This window comes from Nostoc sp. UCD121, from assembly GCF_014222285.1.
GTDB lineage: Bacteria > Cyanobacteriota > Cyanobacteriia > Cyanobacteriales > Nostocaceae > Nostoc.
In genome coordinates, this window is sequence record NZ_JACKZS010000530.1 from 1 (window position 1) to 461 (window position 461).

At 47.9% G+C, this 461-nt stretch carries 1 pseudogene; it reads right to left on the reverse strand.

Annotated elements, in window-relative coordinates:
• Nucleotides 1-107: 107 nt before the first annotated feature.
• Nucleotides 108-461: pseudogene (locus GNF10_RS37335) on the reverse strand (dihydrolipoyl dehydrogenase); the annotation flags it as partial.

Genomic DNA, 461 nt, shown 5'->3' on the forward strand with positions numbered 1-461 from the left:
AAGTAAATCAGGGAAACAATTTGAAGGGTTTTTACTAAAGCGACCTCTTGCAGATATCTTGAAGCGATCGCCCATATTCAAGTTAGTAGTTATTGGTTGCTGCTTTGTTACATATTGGGACAGGTTGGCATATCATCTCCAACGAGTAGCCTTGCGAGACTGGGCAATGCCTCACCGTAAGTTGGGTGAATGTGAACCGATTGTTCGAGTACCTGCCACGTTGCTTTAGCTTCCATAAGTGACAAAAAGACATGCACCAGTTCAGCCGTTTCGTAACCAACCAGCGTTGCTCCTAAAATCAAATTCGTCTGGGTGTCGATGACCATGCGGTAGAAACCCAGATCGTGCCCCCACTCAATACTACGGGCAATGTGAGCCATTGGCAGGGTGACTTCGCTCGCAGTAATGCCCTGTTTGTGAGCCTGCTCTAACGTCATACCCACTCGACCCACTTGTGGCTC